This is a genomic window from Massilia sp. GER05 (assembly GCF_052056005.1).
Taxonomy (GTDB): Bacteria; Pseudomonadota; Gammaproteobacteria; order Burkholderiales; family Burkholderiaceae_D; genus Telluria; species Telluria orientalis.
Genome location: NZ_CP178858.1, coordinates 7,232,923 through 7,250,619, shown reverse-complemented (window position 1 = coordinate 7,250,619; position 17,697 = coordinate 7,232,923). Strand labels below are relative to the sequence as shown.

The 17,697-nt window shown below is 68.2% G+C and carries 10 protein-coding genes and 1 pseudogene; 9 read left to right on the top strand and 2 right to left on the bottom strand.

Translation table 11 applies throughout. From position 1 onward, the window contains the following. The first annotated feature begins 2 nt into the window (after positions 1–2). The 7 genes from ACL58G_RS31995 to ACL58G_RS31965 all read left to right on the top strand — a co-directional run bounded on the left by ACL58G_RS31995 (position 3) and on the right by ACL58G_RS31965 (position 6,268). The gene (locus tag ACL58G_RS31995) at positions 3–407 is read left to right on the top strand and encodes a PTS sugar transporter subunit IIA (RefSeq protein WP_371765950.1); all 405 of its coding nucleotides are present in this window, start codon (positions 3–5) and stop codon (positions 405–407) included. Between the two features lie 35 nt (positions 408–442). Beyond that, positions 443–712, top strand: coding sequence for an HPr family phosphocarrier protein (locus ACL58G_RS31990; protein ID WP_258853052.1), 270 nt, complete (start codon positions 443–445; stop codon positions 710–712). Positions 713–747: 35 nt separating this feature from the next. Beyond that, positions 748–2,499, top strand: a complete 1,752-nt coding sequence (ptsP, locus tag ACL58G_RS31985) for a phosphoenolpyruvate--protein phosphotransferase (RefSeq protein ID WP_413386581.1) — start codon at positions 748–750, stop codon at positions 2,497–2,499. 19 nt (positions 2,500–2,518) lie between these two features. Then, positions 2,519–3,667 carry a homoserine O-succinyltransferase MetX gene (gene metX / locus ACL58G_RS31980; protein ID WP_413386583.1) on the top strand — a complete coding sequence of 383 codons (1,149 nt, stop codon included), beginning with the start codon at positions 2,519–2,521 and terminating at the stop codon, positions 3,665–3,667. Continuing rightward, positions 3,664–4,281 (top strand): methionine biosynthesis protein MetW, encoded by a 618-nt coding sequence (gene metW, locus ACL58G_RS31975; RefSeq protein ID WP_413386585.1) that lies wholly within the window; start codon positions 3,664–3,666, stop codon positions 4,279–4,281. The genes metX and metW overlap by 4 nt, the downstream gene beginning before the upstream one ends. Positions 4,282–4,367: 86 nt before the next feature. Beyond that, positions 4,368–5,321 (top strand): M48 family metallopeptidase, encoded by a 954-nt coding sequence (locus tag ACL58G_RS31970; RefSeq protein ID WP_440964541.1) that lies wholly within the window; start codon positions 4,368–4,370, stop codon positions 5,319–5,321. 8 nt (positions 5,322–5,329) lie between these two features. Then, entirely contained in the window at positions 5,330–6,268 is a 939-nt protein-coding gene (locus ACL58G_RS31965) for an RluA family pseudouridine synthase (RefSeq protein ID WP_440964540.1), read from the top strand. A gap of 121 nt (positions 6,269–6,389) precedes the next feature. Here the strand turns inward: ACL58G_RS31965 and ACL58G_RS31960 are convergent, their stop codons facing one another. Further along, positions 6,390–12,686, bottom strand: coding sequence for an Ig-like domain-containing protein (locus tag ACL58G_RS31960; protein ID WP_440964539.1), 6,297 nt, complete (start codon positions 12,684–12,686; stop codon positions 6,390–6,392). Between the two features lie 225 nt (positions 12,687–12,911). Further along, positions 12,912–13,682, bottom strand: coding sequence for an exodeoxyribonuclease III (locus ACL58G_RS31955; RefSeq protein ID WP_413386593.1), 771 nt, complete (start codon positions 13,680–13,682; stop codon positions 12,912–12,914). A 166-nt stretch (positions 13,683–13,848) separates the two neighbouring features. Here ACL58G_RS31955 and ACL58G_RS31950 point away from each other — a divergent pair, with 166 nt between their 5' ends. Together ACL58G_RS31950 and ACL58G_RS31945 are read left to right on the top strand one after the other, a co-directional pair. Further along, positions 13,849–16,371 (top strand): ATP-binding protein, encoded by a 2,523-nt coding sequence (locus tag ACL58G_RS31950; RefSeq protein ID WP_440964538.1) that lies wholly within the window; start codon positions 13,849–13,851, stop codon positions 16,369–16,371. A 110-nt stretch (positions 16,372–16,481) separates the two neighbouring features. Beyond that, positions 16,482–17,522: pseudogene (locus tag ACL58G_RS31945) on the top strand (MEDS domain-containing protein); the annotation flags it as partial. Between the last annotated feature and the right edge of the window lie 175 nt (positions 17,523–17,697).

The following is a 17,697-nucleotide window of genomic DNA, read 5'->3' as shown; positions in this document are numbered from 1 at the left end:
ACATGGTAGGCATCCTGCTGATGACCCACGCTCCGCTGGGCCAGGCATTCATCGCCGCGGTCGCGCACGTGTTCCGCGGCCCCACCGAGCGCTTCGAAGCGATCGACGTGACGGCGGACCAGGACACGAACGAGATCCATGCACTGGCCAAGAGTGCGATCCAGCGCCTGGACGAAGGCGATGGCGTGCTGGTCATCACCGACATCAAGGGCGGCACGCCGTCGAACTGCTGCAACACGCTGGCCGAGGCCGGGCGCGTGGAAGTCATCGCGGGCATCAGCCTGCCGATGCTGCTGCGCGCGATCACGTACCGGCGCGACACGCTGGACGTCGTGGTCGAGATGGCCCTGGCCGGCGCGCAGAACGGCGCCGTCCGGGTCGACAACCGCATCCGGGTCGGCACCTGACCGGACAGATGAACGAGAGAAACGACAATTAAAATATGATTCAACAGGAACTCGAGATCATCAACAAGCTGGGCCTTCACGCCCGCGCATCCGCCAAATTCACCCAGCTGGCCGCCAAGTTCCAGAGCGACGTCTGGCTCACCCGCAACGGTCGCCGCATCAACGCCAAGTCGATCATGGGCGTCATGATGCTGGCCGCCGGCAAGGGCGCCAAGGTGACGCTGGAAGCGGACGGCCCCGACGAACAGGACTGCATCGCCGCGCTCACCGGCCTCATCAACGATAAATTCGGCGAAGGCGAGTAATGCCGGATAGCCGAGGCCGTCATCTGGGAATTTCCATGGCATCGTTCACACTGCACGGCATTCCGGTCTCGCGCGGGATCTCGATCGGGCGTGCGCACCTGCTCACGCCGGCCGCGCTCGACGTCAAGCACTACCTCGTGCCGGAAGAGCAGGTCGAGGCGGAAGTGAAGCGCCTGCAGGATGCGATCGCCGAAGTGCACCGCAACCTGCAGGAGCTGTGGACCGAGCTGCCGAAGGAAGCGCCGACGGAACTGGGCGCGTTCATCGACGTGCACGTGCTGATCCTGTCCGACCCGATGATCTCGGAGGCGCCCCTCGACATCATCCGTTCGCGCCACTACAACGCGGAATGGGCGCTCGTCACGCAGATCGACGAGCTGTCCGCGCAGTTCGACGAGATCGAGGACGAGTACCTGCGCGAGCGCAAGCAGGACATCCAGCAGGTGGCCGAGCGCGTGCTGAAGGTGCTGATGGGGACCGCGCTGCCGGCCCCGCCGCCGGTCGGCGAAGACCACTTCCAGCCGCAGATGATCGTCGTCGCGCACGACATCTCGCCGGCCGACATGCTCGCGTTCCGCGACCGCTCGTTCGTCGGCTTCGTCACGGACGTGGGCGGCCAGAACTCGCACACGGCGATCGTCGCGCGCAGCCTCGACATCCCGGCCGCCGTCGGCATGAGCCAGGCGTCGCGCCTGATCGAGCAGGACGACTGGGTGATCGTCGACGGCGATGCCGGCGTCGTGATCTGCAATCCGAGCGCGCTCGTGATGGAGCAGTACCGCGCGCGCCAGGCCAATTTGATGAAGGCGAGAAAACGCCTCCTCAAGCTCAAGAAGACGCCGGCCGTGACGAAGGACGGCACGCCGATCACGCTGCTCGCCAACATCGAGCTGCCGGACGATTGCGGCCCGGCGCTGGAGGCGGGCGCCGTCGGCGTGGGCCTGTTCCGTTCCGAATTCCTGTTCATGGGCCGCGGCGCGCAGGGTTTGAAAGTGCCGGGCGAGGACGAGCAGTTCGAGCAGTACCGCAAGGCCGTGCTGGCGATGAAGGGCCGTCCGGTCACGATCCGCACGCTCGACGTGGGCGCGGACAAGCCGCTCGACCAGACCGAACACACGGCGCTGAACCCTGCACTGGGCCTGCGCGCGATCCGCTACTGCCTCGCCGAGCCGCAGATGTTCCTCACGCAGCTGCGCGCGATCCTGCGCGCGTCGGCATTCGGCAAGGTGCGCATCCTGATCCCGATGCTGGCGCACGCGTTCGAGATCGACCAGACGCTCGGCATGATCGAGCAGGCCAAGGCCCAGCTGCGCGAGCAGAACATCAAGTACGACGAGGCGGTGGAAGTCGGCGCGATGATCGAAATCCCGGCCGCCGCGCTGGCGCTGCCGATGTTCGTCAAGCGTTTGGACTTCCTGTCCATCGGCACCAACGACCTGATTCAATACACGCTGGCGATCGACCGCGTCGACTACGAGGTGGCGCACCTGTACAATCCGCTGCACCCGGCGGTATTGAACCTGATCGCGATGACGATCGAGGCCGGGCACAAGGCCGGCATCGACGTCGCCGTGTGCGGGGAGATGGCGGGCGACGTCAAGCTCACGCGCCTGCTGCTGGGCATGGGCCTGCGCGAGTTCTCGATGCATCCGGCCCAGCTCCTGGCCGTCAAGCAGGAAATCCTGTCCAGCGACCTGGCGCGGCTCGTGCCGCGCACCAAGCGCATCCTGCGCGCGATGGAACCGGCGGCCATCGCCGAAGCGGTGGAGCAGCTGCAGTCCGTCTAGTTACAACTTAAGAGTCTTCATGGGATCGATCGGAATTGTCTCCCCCCAGGCGATGCACTTCGCCGAACCGTTGCGCCTGCAAAGCGGCGCGGCGATCGGCGACTACACGCTGATGTATGAAACGTACGGCACGCTGAATGCCGACAAATCGAACGCGGTGCTGATCTGCCACGCGCTGAACGCGTCGCACCACGTCGCCGGCCACTACGCCGACCAGCCGAAGAGCGCGGGCTGGTGGGACAACATGGTGGGGCCGGGCAAGCCGGTCGACACCGACCGCTTCTTCGTCATCGGCGTCAACAACCTCGGCTCCTGCTTCGGGTCCACGGGCCCGATGCACACGAATCCGGCCACGGGAAAACCGTACGGCGCGACGTTCCCCGTCGTGACGGTGGAAGACTGGGTCGCTGCGCAGGCGCTGCTGGCCGACCGTCTCGGCATCCGGCAATTCGCGGCCGTGATGGGCGGTTCGCTGGGCGGCATGCAGGCCCTCGCGTGGAGCATCATGTTCCCCGAGCGCCTGCGCCACTGCATCGTGATCGCGTCCACGCCGAAACTCTCGGCGCAGAACATCGCGTTCAACGACGTGGCGCGCCAGGCGATCCTCACCGACCCGGACTACCGCGGCGGCGATTTTTATGAACACGGCGTCGTGCCGAAGAACGGCCTGAAGGTGGCGCGCATGGTCGGCCACATCACGTACCTGTCGAACGACGACATGGCGGAAAAATTCGGCCGCAAGCTGCGCAACGCGGCCGAGAGGAACGACTACAAATTCGACTTCGGCATCGACTTCGAGATCGAATCGTACCTGCGCTACCAGGGCGACAAGTTCTCGGAATACTTCGACGCCAACACGTACCTCCTGATCACCAAGGCGCTCGACTATTTCGATCCGGCGCGCGAGCATGGCGGCAGCCTCGCCAAGGCGCTGGAAAACACGCAGGCTCAATATCTCGTCGCGTCGTTCTCGACGGACTGGCGCTTCTCGCCGGAGCGCAGCCGCGAGATCGTGGAAGCGCTGCTGGCCAACCGCCGCAAGGTGACCTATGCCGAGATCGACGCGCCGCACGGCCACGACGCCTTCCTGCTCGAAGACGTGCGCTACATGAATATCGTCCGTGCCTACTTCGAGCGCATCGCCGGCGAGCAGAAGGAGGCGGCATGAAATACGAAGACCTGACCCTGCGGTCCGACCTCGCGTTCATTGCCCACTGGGTGGGCGACGGCGCGCACGTGCTGGACGTCGGCTGCGGCGACGGCACCATGCTGCGCTACCTGGAGCAGGCCAAGCGCTGCACCGGCTATGGCGTCGAGATCGCCGACGACAAGGTCCTGGAAAGCACGCAGCGCGGCATCAGCGTGATCCAGCACGACATGGAGCAGGGCCTCGACCTGTTCGCGGACGACGCGTTCGACATGGTCCTGTGCCTGTCGTCGCTGCAGATGATGCAGCACGTGGAGGCGCGCCTGCGCGACATCGTCCGCGTGGGCAAGGAAGCGATCGTGTCGTTCCCGAACTTCGCGTACTGGCCGCACCGCGTGGCGCTGCTGAAAGGACGCATGCCGGTGTCGCGCACCCTGCCTTACCAGTGGTTCGATACGCCGAACCTGCGCTGCGCGACGATCTACGATTTCAAGGAACTGGCCGAGAAATGCGGCCTCGAAGTGCTGGAATACGTCGCGCTGGCCGAGGGCAAGCCGGTGTCGTTCCTGCCGAACCTGCGCGGCAGCCTGGCGGTGTTCCGCCTGCGCAAGCGCGATCTCGTGAGCAAGGCCTGACAAGTCGCTGCCCGCTTATGCGTATCGTGTTGTACTTACGAACGCGGCGCGGGCATCATGTGTCCAGAACCCAGCAGGAGAACACCATGAATCGACTCTACAAGCATGGCGCGGCCGTATTGCTTGCCCTCTCCGCCGCCACGCACGGCGCGGTCGCCACGGCTGCCCAGGACGACCGCCCGAACCAGGACCAGGTCGTGCAGGACGGCATCGCCGTCAAGCCACTGAAACGCAATTCGATCGGCGGCGTGTGGCGCGACATCGCGGCGCCCGAGGAAGCCATCAACCAGCAGTCGGCCCAGCAATACCTGGCGCTGATGAGCAAGGCGAAGCAGGAAGGCGCGCTCGTGCCGGAATCCGACCCGCGCGTGCAGCGCCTGCGCGCCATCGCGAAACGCATCATCCCGAACACGGCGCGCTGGAACCCGGATGCGCAGCAGTGGAAGTGGCAGGTCAACCTGCTGCAGTCCGGCGAGGTGAACGCGTTCTGCATGCCGGGCGGGCGCATCGCGTTCTACACGGGCATCATCGACAAGCTGCGCCTCACGGACGACGAGATCGCGGCCGTGATGGGCCACGAGATCGCGGCCGTGATGGGCCACGAGATCGCGCACGCGCTGCGCGAGCACGGGCGCGACCGCCAGAGCAAGGCGGCGGCGACGGGCCTCGCGAGCCAGCTGGGCGGCGCCGCGCTGTCGGCCTGGCTCGGCGTGGACGTGCGCGGCGCGACCAACGCGGCCGGCCAGCTCCTCGTGCTGAAATTCTCGCGCGACGAGGAACGCGAGGCCGACCTCGTGGGCCTGGACATCGCCGCGCGCTCCGGCTACGACCCGCGCGCCGGCATCGCGCTGTGGAACAAGATGGCGGCGCTGAACCAGAGCGGCGCGCCGATCGAGCTGCTGTCCACGCACCCGGGCGGCAGCGAGCGCATCGAGCAGATCGACAGCCACATGAACGTGCTGCTGCCGCTGTATGCGCGCAGCAAGGGCGTGTCGGTCAACCGGTTGCCGCCTTACCGCAGCAACGTCGCGCAGCGTTAAGAGGCGGGATGGCACGATTCGTCAGGAAGGGCCACCAGGCCGCGGCCAACGCCGTCGTGCCGCTGCCGGTGCGGGACGGCGTGGCGCCCAGCTATCTGTGGATCACGGAAACCCGGACCGGCGGCATGCTGGCCTTCCTCGAGGCGCGTTTTCCCGCCATCGCCGGCCCGTCCTGGGCCGAGCGCCTCGTCCGCGGCGACGTCGTCGACGCGCAGGGCACGCCGCTGCAGGCGGAAAGCCACGTACGCCAGGGCATGCGCATCTGGTATTACCGCGAGCTGGAACACGAGACGCCGATTCCGTTCGAGGAAAGCGTGATCTTCCAGGACGAGCACCTGCTCGTCGTCGACAAGCCGCACTTCCTGCCGATGATCCCGACGGGGCGCTTCCTGCGCGAGACCCTGCTCGTGCGGCTGAAACAGAAGTTCGACCTGCCGCACCTGACGCCGATCCACCGCCTCGACCGCGAGACGGCCGGCGTCGTCATCTTCTCGCACAACCTGGCCACGCGCGGCACGTACCAGTCGATGTTCCAGAAGCGCAGCATCCGCAAGGTGTACGAGGCGCTGGCACCGGTGCTGCACGGGCGCGACTTCCCGTTCACCTACCGGAGCCGCATGGTCGACGGCGACAAGTTCTTCGTGATGCGGGAAGAAGAGGGCGAGGCGAATTCCGAGACGTTCGTCGAGCTGCTGGAAACGCGCGGCGACGTCGCGCGCTACCGCCTGCATCCGCACACGGGCCGCAAGCACCAGCTGCGCCTGCACATGGCGTCGCTGGGCGTGCCGATCCTGAACGACGCCTTCTATCCCGTCGCGCTGCCGTGCAAGGGCGACGATTTCTCCGCGCCGCTGCAACTGCTGGCGCGGTCCATCGCGTTCGACGATCCTCTCACGGGAGCAGCACGCAGCTTCGCAAGCGGCCGCGCGCTGGAGTGGCCGGCTTGAAACCGTCGCCCCGGCGAAGGCCGGGGCCCAAGTTCGTCAAGCTGCGGCGACGCAAGCAAGACTTGGGGGGATGACGCAGAGCGGCATCCCGCCTTCGCGGGAACGGCGTAGGGTCGAGACGTCAGGCCGTCAGTCCGACGTCGAAGGTGGAGTTGCCGATGATGGCGACGTTCCCCGCCACGTCCTCGATCGCGCTGCCGTTCACCGTGAGGTGGTAGACGCCGTGCAGCGTGCCCAGGTTGAGTTCCAGCGTGTTCCCGTGCGCGATGTCCCAGTTGGTCAACACGTCCCACGCGTGGTGCGAGCGCCCGTGATTGCCGCTGTCGAGCACGTCGACCGTGCCGTTCTGCGCGAACACGATCTTTTCGCTGAACGTCAGGCTGTGCCAGTTCGCCCCCGCCTTGCTGGTCGACTGGGTCAATGCCACCGTCGGTGCCGTCGTGTCGATCGTGACCGACAACGGCGCGGATGCGGCGCCCTGGTTGCCGGCCGCATCTTCCTGGACCACGGTGAACGTGTGCACGCCGTCCGTGAGCGGCCCGCCGCCGCCGAGCGTGACCGTCCAGCTCCGGTTATTGCCGACGTCGGCCCCGCCCACGAGGGACGCGCCGTCGTAGACCAGGATCCGGCCGCCGCTTTCGGCAGCAAGGCCGGTCAGCGTGGGCATCGTGTCGTTCGTGATGCCGTCGGAGGACGAGACGCCCGTGTCGCTCGCCGCCGCCAGTACCGGCTGGCCCGGGGCGTCCGGTTCGATGGCGTCGACCGTGAACGTGAACGGGACCGACAGGTCGCGCGGCGTCACGTTGCCCCCGGTATCCTGCAGTTCCAGCGTGATCGTGTGCTGGCCGTTCGCGAGGTCCCACAGGGGCGAGAACTGCCATACGCCGTTGTCGCCGGCGGTGGTGGAACCCAGGATCTTGTCGCCGTCCCACACTGTCACCTCGGTGCCGGCGGCCACGGTGCCCGTCAGTCCCGGCGCGGCGAAGCTCGTGATGGTGTCGCTGGAGGACAGGCCGTTGTCGGAGCCCGGCGCGAACGTCGCACCCGCGGCGGTCGAGCCGGCGACGGTGATCGTCAGCGGCTGCGACGGCGCGCTCGCATTGTGCGCGGCGTCGTACTGGACGGCCTTGACCGTGTAGGTGCCGTTGGTGCCCAGCAGGACGTCGTCGATGCTCCAGTGGCCGTTGCCGTCGGCCCAGCCGCTGCCGACCAGGCGGTCGCCCACGTACAGTTCGATCTGGGCCCAGCCATCGGCGCCGCTGCCCGTGAAGGTGGGCGCCACGACGCTCGTGACGTTGTCGCCGGCGGTGCCGGTATCGGATGCGGCGGCGAGCGTCGGCGCGGGCAGGGCGTCCGGGGCGTGCGTGTCGATCCGGATCGTGCCGCCGTAGCCGTCGGAGTCGCCGAGGGAGCCGTACGTGATGTGCGCGAGGTCGAGCACGTTGCCGGCGCCGTCCGCGAAATGGTCCGCCAGGTTGTCCTTCGTGACGAAGTTCAGACCGCCCACGTCGTTGTCGCCGGCCGCCACCGTGTACTCGAACAGCGCGCTGCGGTGGTCGTCGCTCATGCCGCGGAACCGGGCCACGGCGCCGTTGTTGAGTTCGAGGCCGGGGTCGCCGCGCACGTCGACCGGTTCGCTGAACGTCACGCGGATCCCGATGGTTGCGCCGACGCCGTAGTCGCCTCCGCTCACGTCGGCCCGGAGGTTCATCGCCCGCGGCGCCGTCACGTCGACGTAGGTGCCGGCCGTGTGGAAGACGATACTGTGCTCCGCCACCTGGTTGCCGGCCAGGTCGGTCAGCGCGTAGGGCAGGTAGAGGGAATAGTCGTTGCCCGAGCCGAGGTGCAGCTCGTCCGCAGCGAGCGTGAGGGTCTTGTGGTCGCTCGAGAAGTTCGCTTCCGTCAGGCCGATGTAGATGCTGGCGCCGTCGTGGTCGTACAGTTGCACGCCGTCGGAGCTGCTCTCTCCGTTCGTCCAGTACACGGGCTTGTCGAACGTGAGGACGAGGTCGCCCGCGATGTCGAACGCCGTGCTGCCGTCGGGCGAACTGGTCACGTTCGGCGCCGTCAGGTCGATCGTGAACTGCTTCGACACCGTGGCGCTGGCATGGCCGGCGGCGTCGACGATGCTCGCGGTGTACGTGTGCACGCCCGGGGACAGGCGGGCATCGGTCTGGTTATACCAGTACGTCAGACTGCCCTCCGGTGAGTTCACAACCACCTCGACGTCCTGTCCGTCGAGCGTGACCTTCACGTGCTGGGTGCCGGTCAGCGAGCCGATGAAATAGCCAGCAACGGAATCGCCGTCGCTGTTCGTGATGCCGTCGTCCTCGTACGGTCCCTGGTCGCTGATGTAGATCCCGGAGATATAGGCCGCCACCGTCGTGTCGTACGTGTAGTTGCCGGAGCTGGCCGTGCCGCTGCCCGCGTTGCCGAGCGTGTCGTGCACTTTCGTCAGATCGACGCCGACGGTATTGGTGTTGTCGACGATGCCCGCGTCGGCCGCGGACAGGGTCGCATACCACGTCCGGTAGTCGTCCGAGTGGTGCAGGTTCGTGAGCGCGGCGTGCGGCGTGTCGAGGGCCGCGGCGTCGAGCGCCGTCACCGCCGCCGAGAAGCGCACCGTGAGACCGACGCTGCCGCCGCTGACCAGCGCGCCGCCGTCCAGCGCGACGGTGGCGGTGAGCGCATCCGTGTTCACGCTGTAGTGCGACAGCGACGCCGCGCTGCCGCTGCCCGCGTTGCCGGCCGCGTCATGCACCTGGGTCAGGTCCACGCGCAGCTGGTTGCCCGTGCTGCTCTCGGCGCCGGCCTCGGCGTTCAGGGTGCCGGTCCACGTCCTGCCGTCGTCCGCCATCGCCAGGCCGCTCACGGTCGCGTGCGGGGCCTGCAGCGCGGCGGCCGTGAGGCCGCTCACGCTTTCCGAGAACGAGATCGAAAAGCCGATGCCGTGCGACGGGCCGATCGTCGTGTCGTCGAACAGGATGTCCGCCACCACGGGCGCCTTGCTGTCGATCGCGTACGCGGCCGTGCTGGCCACGGAGCCGCCGCCCCGGTTGCCGTGGGCGTCGACGACCTGGGCCAGGTCGAGCACGACGTGCAGGCCGCCCGTCTCCACGCCGGGTTGGGCCGTCAACGTCGCCATCCACGTCTTGCCGTCGTCGGCCGCGTGCACGTTGCTCACGGTGGCACCGGGCGCGCTGATCGCGGTTGCCGGCAGCGTGCCCACGCTCTCGGCGAACGCGAAGGTCACGTCCATCGTGCCGCCCGCGTTCAGCATGCCGGCGGCAAGCAGGATCGTCGCGCCGGCGGGGCCGATCGTGTCGACCGCGTATGGGGCGCTCCACGCGCTGCCGGTGCCGGCATGGCCGTTCGCGTCCAGCACCTTGCTCATGTCCACGCCGACGACGTTGCCGGTCCAGTCGCCGCTGCCGTTGGCCGACAGCGTCGCGGTCCAGGTCTTGCCGTCTGCGCTGCCCACCAGGTTCGAGACGCTCGCATGCGGCGCCGAGATCGCGGCCAGGGGCAGGTTCGGCACGGCCTGCGTAAACGTGAACGTGGCCTGGATCGTGTGGGCCGCGTCGAGGCTCGTCCCGTCGAGGGCGATGGCGAGCGTGTTGGCGATGCCCGCGACCGCATAGCCCTCCGACTGGGCGCTGCCGCTGCCCGCGTTGCCGGCCAGGTCGTGCACCCTGGTCAGGTCGACGGACAGCACGTTGCCGCTGCTGGGCGCCAGGTCGTTGCTGGCCAGCGTGCCGGTCCACGTCAGGCCGCCGTCCGCCATGTGCAGGCCGCTGACGGCCGCGTGCGGCGCGCTGATGGCGTCCGTGTCCAGGCCGGCCACGGCTTCGCTGAAGCGGATGGTCAGCGTGGCGCCGTGGGTGGCGTCCAGGTTCGTGTTGTCGAGATCGATGCGGGTCACGGTCGGCGCCACGGTGTCGACCTTGTAGGCGGTCGAGATGGCGCTGTCGCGGCCGGCGTTGCCGAGCGCATCGTGCACCTTCGTGAGGTCGAGCTTGACCGCATTGTCCGCCTCGGTCACGCCGCCCTGCGGGGTGAGCGTGGCCGTCCACGTCAATCCGTCGCTCGAATGCTTCAGGTTCGTGAGCGTTGCGTTGGGTGTTTGCAGCGCGCCCGCCGTCAGGTCCGTCACGGCTTCGCTGAACCGGATCGTCAGGGTGGCGCCGCCGCCGCTGTGCAGCACGGTGCTGTCCAGCGCCAGCGTAGCGGTCGGGCCCTGCGTGTCGACGGCGTAGTTGTCGGAGGTCGCCTTGGCGCTGCCCGCGTTGCCGAGCGCGTCGTGCACCTTCGCGAGGTCGAGGGTCACGGTATTCACCGCATTCTCGATGCCGCTCGCCGGCGTCAGCGTGGCCGTCCACGTCAGCCCGTCGCCCGAATGCTGCAGGTTCGTGAGCGTCGCGTTCGGGGCCTGCAGCGCGGCCGCGGTCAGGTCCGTCACCGCTTCGCTGAACCGGATCGTCAGCGTGGCGCTGCTCCCGCCGTGCAGGGTCGTGCTGTCCAGCGCCAGTGTGGCGGTCGGGCCTTCCGTGTCGACGGCGTAGGCCGCGCCGGTGAAGGTGCCGCTGCCCGCGTTGCCGGCCAGGTCCTTCACCTGCGTCAGGTCGACGGAGACGGCATTGCCGGCCCAGGTGCCGCTGCCGTCCGCGGTCAGGGTCGCGGTCCAGGTCTTGCCGCCGTCGGCCTTCGCGAGGCCGGCCACGTGCGCGTGCGGCGCGCCGATCGCGGCGAGCGGCAGGTCCTGCACGGCTTCGTCGAACGTGAACGTGGCGTGGATGCTCTTGCCGCCGGCAAGTGTGGCGCCGTCCAGCGCGATGGCGACGGCGCCGGGGCCGTGCGTGTCGATGGCGTAGTTTCCGGAGGCCGTGCCGCCGCTGCCGGCATTGCCCGCGGCGTCGTGCACCTTCGCGAGATCGAGGATGACGGCATTGGTCGCGTCGGTGACGCCGCCCTGCGGGGTGAGCGTGGCCGTCCACGTCAGGTAGTCGCCGGAGTGCTGCAGGTTGGCGAGCGCCGCATTGGGCGCCTGCAGCGCGGCCGCCGTCAGGTCTTTCACGGCCTCGCTGAAATGCAGCGTCAGGCCCAGGGTGCCGCCCGTGTGCACGGCCGTTCCGTCCAGTGCCAAGGTGGCGGTCGGCCCCTGCGTGTCGACGGCGTAGGCGCTGCTTGCGATCGTGCCGCTGCCCGCGTTGCCGGCCAGGTCGGCCACCTTGGCCAGGTCGACGCTGACGGCGTTGCCGGTCCAGGTGCCGGTGCCGTCCGCGGTAAGCGTCGCGGTCCAGGTCTTGCCGCCGTCGCTGCTGGCGAGATCGGACACCGTCGCATGCGGTGCCGTGATCGCCTCCGGCGCCAGGTTCTGCACGCGTTCCGCGAACGTGAACGTGGCATGGACGGGCTTGCCGGCAGCGAGCGTGGCGCCGTCGAGGGCGATGGCGACGGCGTTCGGTCCCTGCGTATCGACCGTGTAGGCCGCCGACACCGCGCTGCCGCTGCCCGCGTTGCCGGCCAGGTCCTTCACCTGGCCCAGGTCGACGGCGAGGACGTTGCCGCCCGCGCTGGTGGCCGCGGTGCCGCTCAGCGTGGCGGTCCAGGTCGTGCCGCCGTCCGTCGTGTGCAGGTTCGAGACGGTCGCGTGGCCGGCGTTCAGCGCGGCGGACGTGAGGCCCGTGACGGCTTCGGAAAACGTGATGGTCGCGACGGCATCGTGGCCGCCGCCGAGCAGCGCGTTGTCCAGCGTGACGGTGGCCGTGGGGGCCTGCGTGTCGACCGTGTAGCTGGCGAGGTTGCTCGTGCCGCTGCCGTGGTTGCCGGCCGCGTCGAGCACCTTGGCCATGTCCAGGCTCAGGACGTTGCCGGGCGCCGTGGTGGCGTCTTTCGGCGCGGTCAGAAGCACTGTCCACGTGAGGCCACCGTCGCTCCTGGCCAGGCTGGTGATCTCCGCGTGCTGCGCGCTCAACGCATCCGCCGGCAGGTCGTCGACGGCTTCGGAGAACGTCAACGTGACGACGATGCTGCCCCCCGCTTTCAGGACGCTGCCGTCGGTGCCGATCTTGAGTAACTGCGGGCCGAGCGTGTCCGGCGCGTCCGGCGTGATGATCGGCACTTGCGAAGTCGAGCGTACGCCGCCGAATGCCACATGGGCTATCGACTGCAGCGCATCCGCGCCCATGACCAGGCTGTAGGTGTGATCGGGCAGCAGCCCGGCCACGTCGAGCTTGACCTGGGTGCCCGTGATGTCCAGGCTGGATGCCGATATCGTGTGCGTGTCGGTCGCGCCGACCACCCGCAGCGTGGGCTCGCCCGTGACGCGGTCGATCACGGTCTGTATGGCACCGTCCGTGATGATGACCGACCCGCTCCCAGCCGCCATGTCGGTGCTGAAATCCAGGGTAATACTCATGTGGCCCGGCGTGAAGATTGGCGTAGGGGGCGCCAGTAACGTCGGCACGAAGGAAAGAGGGGTCTGGGTGGGCATGATCGTTCGCGGACAGTGTTTGACGTCGTGGAAAAAGATTCCACAAGGAAAACTTAGTAAACGATCATATCAACAAACCCACCTTGGAAGTGGGTAAGTTGATGTTTTTACGACATATCTGGCTGGATTCCCCCTTGCCGGGGGGAATTATCAGAGGTGGTAATCGATGATCAGCGGCGCATGGTCCGAAAACCGTTCGTCCTTGTAGATCGAGACGGCGTGCGCCTTGGCGGCGATGCCCGGGGTGGCGACGTGGTAATCGATGCGCCACCCGACGTTCTTCGCCCACGCCTGGCCGCGGTTGCTCCACCACGTATATTGCTCGGGGCGCTGGTCGATGCCGCGGTGCACGTCCACGAGGCCCAGTTCGTCGAAGATCCGGGTCATCCAGGCGCGTTCTTCCGGCAGGAAGCCGGAATTCTTCTGGTTGCCCTTCCAGTTCTTGAGGTCGATTTCCTTGTGCGCGATGTTCCAGTCGCCGCAGATCACGATCTCGCGGCCCTCGGCCTTGAGCTCCTGCAGGTGCGGCAGGAACACTTCCATGAAGCGGAACTTGGCTTCCTGGCGCTCCGGCGACGAGGATCCGGACGGGCAGTAGACGGAAATGACGGTCAGGTTGCCCACGTCGGCGCGGGTGTACCGGCCTTCGTTGTCGAATTCGAGGCAGCCGAAGCCCGTCCTGACGGCATCCGGCTTCGTGCGGCTGTAGACGCCCGTGCCCGAGTAACCCTTTTTCTCGGCATAGTGGAAATGGCCGTGGTAGCCGTGCGGCGCGAGGAATTCCTCGGTCATGTCGGCCTGCTGGGCTTTCAGCTCCTGGACGCAGATGAAATCGGCGTCCTGGCTGGCCATCCAGTTGAAGAAACCCTTCTTGTGGGCGGAACGGATGCCGTTCAGGTTGGCGGAGATAATTCGTGGCATGGATCTGGACAAAAGTGCGGTGGGCCAAGGGCGATAGTGTAGCTCGTTTTGACTTCCATCAACACATCCATGGCGGTTAAACAAACGTTAAACGCCCGGTCCGGTATGTTAAACTGGTCCATTGTGCCCGGGGGCCGGGCGCTTTTACCCCGCACAAGGAGTTGACGTGCTGATCAGATCGGATGATCTGCTGTCGGGGAAATACGGCAGGAGTGGACATTTCGTACGGTTCTACGACGAGGGCGACGTCATGCTGGACGAAGTCGCGACGTTCCTCGCGCAGGCCGTGCATATGGGCGGCAAGGGCATCGTCATCGCCACGCCGGACCACATCGACGTGCTGCGCCGGCGCCTCGGTCCGGCGGCGGCCGTGCGGGTCGCGTGGATGGACGCCGACGCCGTGCTCGCGCAGTTCATGGTCGACGGCTGGCCCGAGCCGGCGCGTTTCGAGACCGCGGTGGGCAGCGCGGTGGCCGCGGCCTGCGCCGGCGGCACCGCCGTCCATGCGTTCGGCGAAATGGTGGCGCTCCTGTGCGCGCGCGGCTGCCACGATGCGGCGCTGCGGCTCGAGGAACTCTGGAACGACCTGGCGCGGCGCCACGTGTTTTCGCTGTTCTGCGCCTATCCCTGGGATGCGTTCCCCACGCCCGAGCTGGCGCAGGCGTTCCGCCGCGTGTGCGCCGAACACGATCATGCCTGCGCCGACACGGCGCTGGCCCTGCCGGCCGAGGGCGACGCCGACATCGGCCGCATCCGGCTCGAGCAGGAGGTCCGGGCGCTGCGCGCGGAGGTGCGCAGGTACAAGGACAATGAACAGGTGCTGCGCCGCAGCGAGCGCGAACTCGCGGACTTCGTCGAGAACGCGGTCGAAGGCCTGCACCGCGTCGGCGCCGACGGCACCATCCTGTGGGCCAACCGCGCGGAGCTGCAGATGCTCGGCTACGGCTGGGAGGAATACGTCGGCCACAACATCGCCGAGTTCCACGTCGACCGCCCGGTCATCGACGACATCGTCACCCGCCTCGCGTGCGGCGACACGCTGTACGACTATCCGGCCCGGCTGCGCTGCAAGGACGGCTCGATCCGGCATGTGCTGATCCACTCGAACGGCAGCTTCGAAGACGGCCAGTTGCGCTACACGCGCTGCTTCACGCGCGACGCGACCGAGAGGCGCGAGCGCGACATCGCGCTCAAGCAGCGCGACCGCATGCTGCTCGACGCCCCGGTGGCGGCGGCCCTGTTGATGGGGCCGGACTTCGTGTTCCGCCTGGCCAACCGCTGCTACCGCGAACTGGTGGGCCGCGACGGCATCGAAGGGCAGCCGCTGCTGCGTGCCTTTCCCGAACTGCGCGGCGGCGAGATCCACCATCTGCTCGAACACGTCCACGCCACCGGCCGCGCGGCCCGCGTGGAAGAGTTGCACGTGCATGGGCGCTATCTCAAGTTCAGCGTCGAACCGCTGGCGGTCGAAGAGGGCGAGGAACGCGGCATGATCGTGGTGGCCGTCGACGTCACCGAGCACGTGCGCACCCGCCAGGAGATCGAGCACGCCCACGCCGAGCGCGCCGAACTGCTGGCCGAACTGACGGCCGCCAGCCGGGCCAAGGACGAATTCCTCGCCATGCTCGGCCACGAGCTGCGCAATCCGCTGTCGCCGATCGTCAGCGCGCTGAAACTGATCCGCATGCGCGGCGAGACCGGCTTCGCGCGCGAACGCGAGATCATCGAACGCCAGGTGCAGCACCTGGTGCGGCTGGTGGACGACCTGCTGGACATCTCGCGCGTCACCCGCGGCAAGGTGGAGCTGCAGTGCGAACGGGTTGACCTCGCGCAGCCCCTGGGCAAGGCCATCGAGATGGCCCGGCCGCTGCTGGAACAGCGCCGCCACCGGCTCGACGTCGACATCGAACCCGACCTGGCCTGGGAGGGCGATCCGATGCGCCTGGCCCAGGTGGTGTCGAACCTGCTGACGAACGCGGCGCGCTACACGCCGCCCGGCGGCCGCGTCGTGCTGCGCGCGCATGGCGTGGACGGCGAACGGGTGCGCCTCGCGGTCAGCGACACCGGCATCGGCATGAGTCCGGAACTGCGCGCCCAGGTATTCGACCTGTTCTTCCAGGGAAAGCGCGCCATCGACCGCGCCGAGGGCGGCCTGGGCATTGGACTCGCGCTCGTCAGGAACATCGTCGGCCAGCATGGCGGCCACGTGGAAGCGCATAGCGCCGGGCCGGGCATGGGGAGCGAATTCGTCGTGCTGCTCCCCCGGCGTACCCCGGCCGCCTGCGCCATGCCGGACGTGGCGCCGCCTGCGAACGCGCCGGCGGCCGTCCGGCGGCGGATCATGGTCGTGGACGACAACGTCGACGGCGCCGACACGCTCGCGCGCCTGCTGGCCGCGCACGGCCATGACGTGCGGGTCTTCCACGAACCGGTGGCCGCCCTGGCCGCCGCGCCGGACTTCCTGCCCGACCTGGCCGTGCTGGACATCGGGCTGCCGGTGCTCGACGGCTACGAGGTGGCGCGCCGCCTGCGCGCGCTGCTGGACGGCCACCCGTGCCGGCTCGTCGCCCTGACCGGCTACGGCCTGCCCGCCGACCGCGAGCACAGCGCCCGGGCCGGTTTCGATACGCATCTCGTCAAACCGGTCAATCCCGATCTCGTCGTGCGGTTGGCTGCGGGCACCGACTAAACGTCTGACGTTTTGATTTATGTCAATACAACTGTGACATGAACAGCCGCCGCCGTCTTGATCGCGCTTGATGTGGATAGAATTACATCTTTCATCCATTAGAAACCCCCATGCTGATCAAGACCGACGACCTGTTGTCCGGCAAACACGGCAAGACGGGGCATTTCGTGCGCTTTTACGACGACAGCGACACGCTGCTCGACGAGGTTGCGTTCTTCATCGAGCGGGCATTGCGGACGCGGGGACGGGCCATCGTCATCGCCACCGGCGCGCACACCGATGCGCTGCGCCGGCGCCTGGACGAGCTGGCGCGCGCGGAAGGGCGTTCCGCCCCGCCGTCGCGCGACGTCGCGTGGTTCGACGCCGAGACGACGCTGGCGCGCCTGATGGTCGACGGCTGGCCCGACCGCGCCCGTTTCGAGTACGAGGTGGGTCGCGTGGTGGCCGAAGCCTGCGCCGGCGGCGCGCCCGTCCACGCGTTCGGCGAGATGGTGGCGCTGCTGTGCGCGCGCGGCCGCTACGACGCGGCCCTGCACCTGGAGCGGCTGTGGAACGAGCTGGCGCGCAAGCTCGACTTCTCGCTGTTCTGCGCTTATCCCTGGACCCTGTTTCCCGCGTCCGACGCGGCGCACGTGTTCCGCCAGGTCTGCGCGGGGCACGACCACGCCTGCGCCGACGTGGCGGCGCCGCTGCCGTCCGGGCAACCCGTCGACATCAACCTGGTCCGGCTCGAGCAGAAAGTGCATGCGCTGCACGCGGAGGCGGCGCGGCGGCGCCGGGCGGAGCGCGACCTGCTGCGGCGCGAACGCGAGTTCGCCGACATGGTCGAGAACGCGGCCGAAGGACTGCACCAGGTCGGCACCGACGGCACGATCCTGTGGGCCAACAAGGCCGAGCTGCAGATGCTCGGCTACCGCTGGGAAGAATACGTCGGGCACCATGCCGCCCGGTTCCACGCCGATCCGGCCGTCGCCGCCGACATGCTGGCGCGGCTGGCGGCCGGCGAAACGGTGGTGGACCAGCCGGCGCGCCTGCGCTGCAAGGACGGTTCGATCCGGCACGTGGTCATCCGCGCGAACGCCTGTTTCGAGGACGGCCGCCTGCGCTACACCCGCTGCTTCGTGCGCGACACGACCGAACACGTGCGCATGCAGGCCGAACTGGACGGCGTCCGCCGCGCCGAGGACGCATTCCTCGCCATGGTCGGCCGGGCGCTGCGGGCGCCGCGCACGGAACGGCGCCTGCACCGTCTCACGCGGGTGGTGGAACACCGGCTTCGCGGGCGGGGGCGGGGCGGATTACAATACCGGTTTTCACAGTTCGAGG